Raw genomic sequence first — 4,567 nt, forward strand, 5'->3', positions numbered from 1 at the left:
ACCACGGCGGCAGAGCCTCGCGGTGGGACCACCACATCCCACCGCAGCACCAGGGCGTCTCCGTCCTCGGCCACCGTGGCCTCGGGGGCGGTGAGCGCGAACGACGCCTCTCCCGCGCGGCAGACGGATCCGTCCCAGGTCCAGGCCGCATCGGCGGCGAGCCCGGCCTTGACCTGCTGCATCGGCGCGAAGTCCGGGACCATGCGCACGGTGAGGGTCATCGGAACCGGGGTGCCGAGGTGCGACGCGACCGTGATCCGCTCGGAGAAGGCACCGGCGGCGACCCGCCGGTCGCGATCCATCCGCACCTTCGGATCGGCCGATTCGTCGTCGAGCCCGCGGAGCAGATCCGTCAGGAGCGCCTGCTGCGGCACCGGCGACGTGCATCCGATGGATTCGAGCGCGGTGCCGTCGACCGTGGTCTCGATGCTCCGGATGTGTCGCACGTCGCCGTGGTAGATGCCGTGGATCGGAGCGGTGCCCATGCGGCCGACATCGTCGGACCATGCCTGGGTCGGTGCCTCGAGCATGATCACGGCGTCGTCCAGCAGCGGCTGGAGGGGCGGGGTGGGGGTCATTCCTTGACGGCTCCTTCTGTGGAGTTCATGATGCGGCGCTGGAAGACGAAGAACATCACGGCGACGGGGATCGTCATGATGAGTGCGGCCGCCAGCTTGAGCGGGTACTGGGTGCCCTGGCTGAGTCCGCCGCTGGCCAGGGATGCGACGCCCTTGGTCAGGGTCGTCAGGGCGGGGTCGTTGGTGGACACGATGAAGTGGCTGAGCTCGTTCCAGGAGCCCTGGAACGACAGGATCACGATCGTCACGAGCGCCGGCGTCGCCATCGGCAGCACCACCGACCAGAACAGCCGGAACGTGCCGGCACCGTCGATGCGGGCCTGCTCCTCGACCGACTCGGGGATCGACTCGAAGAAGTTCTTCATGATGAACACCCCTGCCGCGTCGACGAGCAGCGGCAGGATCATCCCGGCATACGAGTTGAAGATGCCGAGCTGGTTGATCACGAGGAACTTGGGGATCAGCAGCACGACGGTCGGCACCGACATCACGGCGACCAGCGCGGCGAAGACGACACCCCGCCCGCGGAAGCGGAGTCGAGCCAGTGCGTACCCGGCGAGCGAATTGAAGAACACGCGCCCAGCCGTGACGAAGATCGTCACGATCGCGCTGTTCACGAACCACGAGGGGAAGTCGGAGTTGCGGAACAGGCGCTCGTACGCGGCGAACGTCCACACGTCGGGGATGAGCGTGATCCCGCTGGACGCGGCATCCTCATCGGTCTTGAAGCTCGTCGCGACCTGGATCAGGAAGGGATAGATGTAGATGACCGCGAGGATGATCAGCAGCGCGTAGAGCGCGATCTGCCAGGTCAGCTGCTTCGACGAGAGCCGCCTCATGACGAGGCTCCCTTCGACGAGGACGATGACGAGGACGATGACGAGGACGCGTGCGCGCGGATGCGACGCTTCGAGACCGGCCGATCACGCAGCACCCATCGCTGCAGGAGCGTGAAGATCACGATGATGACGAACAGGATGAACGCGATGGCGGCACCCTGCCCCCACTCCTGGTTCTGGAACGCGGTCTGGTACGAGAGGTAGGCCGGGGTGAGCGTGGTCTTGCTCGGCGCTCCCCTGGTGCCCGTGTAGATCTGGTCGAACACCTGCCAGCAGCCGATGAGGCCGAGGGTGAGCACGGTGAACAGGGTCGGGCGCAGCTGGGGCAGCGTGATGCGCCAGAACCGCTGCCAGCCGTTCGCGCCGTCCATCATCGCGGCTTCGTCGACGTCGGCGCCGAGGTTCTGGAGACCGGCGAGGAAGATGAGCATGAACGTTCCTGAGGTCGTGAAGATCGCCATCAGGATGTACGCGCTCATCGCGACGGAGGGGCCGGCGAGCCATTCCCACCACGACACTCCGAGCGCGCCGCCCTGGGTGAGGGCCGCGGGGCCGGCATCGACGCCGACCGTGCCGAGCGCCAGATGCAGGATGCCGCGTGGATCGTTGAACCAGTTGGGACCGTTGATGCCGAACCAGGAGAGCACGTCGTTGACGGCTCCGCTCGAGGTGAAGAGGAACATCCACAGCACGGTGATCGCGACGGTGCTGGTCACGGAGGGGAAGTAATAGGCGGTGCGGAAGAATCCCCGGCCGCGGAGCATGGCGCGGTTCACGAGGATCGCGAGGAACAGTGCGAGCGCGGTCTGCAGCGGGACGACGAGCAGCACGTACCAGGCGTTGTTGCGCAGCGACGTGCCGAAATCCTTGGTCGCGAGACCGCCGTCGGTGAGGACGGCGGCGAAGTTGTCGGCGCCGACGAACGAGACCGAGCCGGAGAGGGGGCTGCCGCGACCGCCCCAGTCCGAGACGCTCACCCAGAGCGCCATGAGGACGGGGATGAGGAGGAAAACGCCGAGGATCACGATCACCGGCGCCGTGAACAGCCATCCGGCTGCCGCCTCGCCGCGGCGGAGCCCGGAGGCCCTGCCGCGGCGAGGCGCTGCCTTGATCGCCATGGCTACTTGACGACCGCTTCGAGGTTCGACTGGACGGAGTCGAGGATCGTCTTCGGGTCGGACGTCTTCAGCGACTCGAGCTGCGAGTTGAAGTCGGCGATGACGTCGGCGGTCCCGGCCTGGTTCGGCGGGAACTGCGCGTACTCCGCGCCTGCGAGGAACGGCTCCAGCTCGGGGTTCGCCGAGGTCCAGTCCGCGGCGGCGGACTTGATGGACGGCATCGGACCGAATGCCTTCGAGAAGGCGAGCTGGCTGTCGGCGCTCGTCAGGTACTCGACCAGGTCGAGGGCGGCCTGCTGGTTCGGGCTGTCGGCAGCCATGCCCCAGCAGTTCGTGAACTGCAGCGTGCCCTTGCCGCCGGCGCCCTCGGGAAGCTCGGCGACCGTGTACTGCAGGCTGCTGTAGTCGTTCGAGAGCGCTCCGGTGATCCAGTTGCCCTCGATCACCATGGCGGCGGACTGCTTGCCGAGCGCTTCGCCGCCCCATCCGGCCCCGACATCCTTGGCGTACGCGAACGTGCCGTCGACGAGGTGCGACTTCACGTAGTCCAGGGCCTCGACGTTGGCGGCATCGTCGGCGATGACCGTGCCGTCGTCGACGAGACCGCCGCCCGCCTGTGCCATGAAGACACCCACGCGCTGGTACTCGGCGCCGAAGGCGAGACCGACGTGATCCGCGGTCGTGAGCTTCTGCGCCACCGCAGCGAGGTCGTCCCAGGTCTTCGGGAGGTCGGCGTCGGTGAGACCGGCGTCGGTCCACATCTGCGTGTTGATGATGAGCGACAGGGTGGAGAAGTCCTTGGGCGCGCAGTAGAACGTGCCATCGACCGTGAAGTTCTCGACGAGCGATGGGTAGAAGTCGTCCTTGTTGGCGAGTTCGTCGCCGTAGGCCTTGAGCGATCCGTTGGCCGCGTAGCCCGAGGCCTGGTCGGCGGAGAGGTAGAACAGGTCGGCCGGGTCGCCGGCGGCGAAGCCCTGCGACAGCTCCTGGTCGAGGTTGGTCGCGGTCTGCACCTTCGCCTTGATGTCGGATTCGGCCGACCAGGCGTCGACGGCGGACTGCACAGCGGCTGTCTCGGCGTCACCGGACGAGCCGATCAGGACGGTGAGCGCGTCGTCGGAAGAGGTGAGCCCCTCGTCGTCCGCCTTCTGGTCGTCTCCGGCGAAACCGGAGCCGCAGCCGGTGAGCACGAGCGCGCTGGTGAGCAGCACCGCCCCGGTACCGAAGACTGCGCGAGTGGTATGCCGTGTCATGGTCTCTCTCCTTTGATGAGTCACTGCGGGCGACGGCCTCGGGAGGACCGTGCGGGTTCGTCGCAAAAATTTGAACGATCAAACTCTGCGTGGAATAGGCTAAGCGGGAGTCGCGGGAAGTGTCAACCCGGGCGTGAACGAGGAGGTGCGATGGCGAAGGCGCCGACCGTCGAAGACGTCGCCGAGCGCGCGGGCGTCTCCCGGCAGACGGTCTCGAACGTGCTCAACACTCCGGACATCGTCCGCCCGGCGACCAGAGAGCGTGTCATCGCGGCGATCCACGAGCTCGGCTATCGACGTCACGCGGCCGCGCGACAGCTGCGGTTGCGGCGGAGCTCGACGATCGGCATCCGCCTCGATCCGTACCTCGGCGGGATCTCCGGCGTCGTCCTCGACCGCTTCGTGCACGCGATCACCGAGCGCGCGAGTGAGCGGGGGATGCGGATGCTCGTCTATGCCGCACGCACGCGGGAAGAAGAGATCCAGAGACTGTCGGAGCTCTGGGAGGGGTCGGAGATCGACGCTGCGATCATCACCGGCACCTCGCGCGACGATCCGCGCGTGCGCAGCCTCGATCAGGACGGGCTGCCCTTCATCTCGTTCGGTCGGCCGTGGGGGGAGGACGACATCGCCGACCCGCGCCACCTCTGGGTCGATGTCGACGGCGCCGCGGGAACGCGCGCCGCGACCGAGCACGCGCTGACCCGCGGCAGCAGCGTCGCGTTCCTCGGATGGCCGACGGGATCGGGCACGGGTGACGACCGGGAGCGCGGCTGGCG

Annotated in this window: 5 protein-coding genes; 1 reads left to right on the forward strand and 4 read right to left on the reverse strand. The window is 67.5% G+C overall.

Annotated features, from left to right (window positions below; genetic code table 11):
* From B2869_RS04775 to B2869_RS04790, 4 genes are all read right to left on the reverse strand, one after another.
* The coding region (locus B2869_RS04775; protein WP_292763316.1) for a glycogen debranching N-terminal domain-containing protein at positions 1–578 on the reverse strand (578 nt) is incomplete at its 3' end.
* A complete protein-coding gene (locus B2869_RS04780) occupies positions 575–1,417 on the reverse strand; it encodes a carbohydrate ABC transporter permease (protein ID WP_021198443.1) in 843 nt (280 codons plus the stop codon). The genes B2869_RS04780 and B2869_RS04775, both read right to left, overlap by 4 nt.
* Positions 1,414–2,535, reverse strand: a complete 1,122-nt coding sequence (locus tag B2869_RS04785; RefSeq protein ID WP_292763318.1) for a carbohydrate ABC transporter permease — start codon at positions 2,533–2,535, stop codon at positions 1,414–1,416. The genes B2869_RS04780 and B2869_RS04785 overlap by 4 nt, the downstream gene beginning before the upstream one ends.
* A 2-nt stretch (positions 2,536–2,537) precedes the next feature.
* Entirely contained in the window at positions 2,538–3,788 is a 1,251-nt protein-coding gene (locus B2869_RS04790; RefSeq protein WP_292763320.1) for a sugar ABC transporter substrate-binding protein, read from the reverse strand.
* Positions 3,789–3,938: 150 nt separating this feature from the next.
* On the opposite strand from B2869_RS04790, the gene B2869_RS04795 reads away from it, so the two are divergent.
* Positions 3,939–4,567 (forward strand): LacI family DNA-binding transcriptional regulator (locus B2869_RS04795; protein ID WP_292763322.1); only part of this gene is annotated, 629 nt, incomplete at its 3' end.

It is taken from the genome of Microbacterium sp. UBA3486, assembly GCF_002377845.1.
Lineage (GTDB): Bacteria > Actinomycetota > Actinomycetes > Actinomycetales > Microbacteriaceae > Microbacterium > Microbacterium maritypicum_A.

What these genes read in the sequence shown, in the direction of transcription:
- B2869_RS04780 (WP_021198443.1), bottom strand. Translation starts at nt 1,417, where the DNA reads ATGAGGCGGCTCTCGTCGAAGCAGCTGACCTGGCAGATCGCGCTCTAC.
- B2869_RS04785 (WP_292763318.1), bottom strand. Translation starts at nt 2,535, where the DNA reads ATGGCGATCAAGGCAGCGCCTCGCCGCGGCAGGGCCTCCGGGCTCCGC.
- B2869_RS04790 (WP_292763320.1), bottom strand. Translation starts at nt 3,788, where the DNA reads ATGACACGGCATACCACTCGCGCAGTCTTCGGTACCGGGGCGGTGCTG.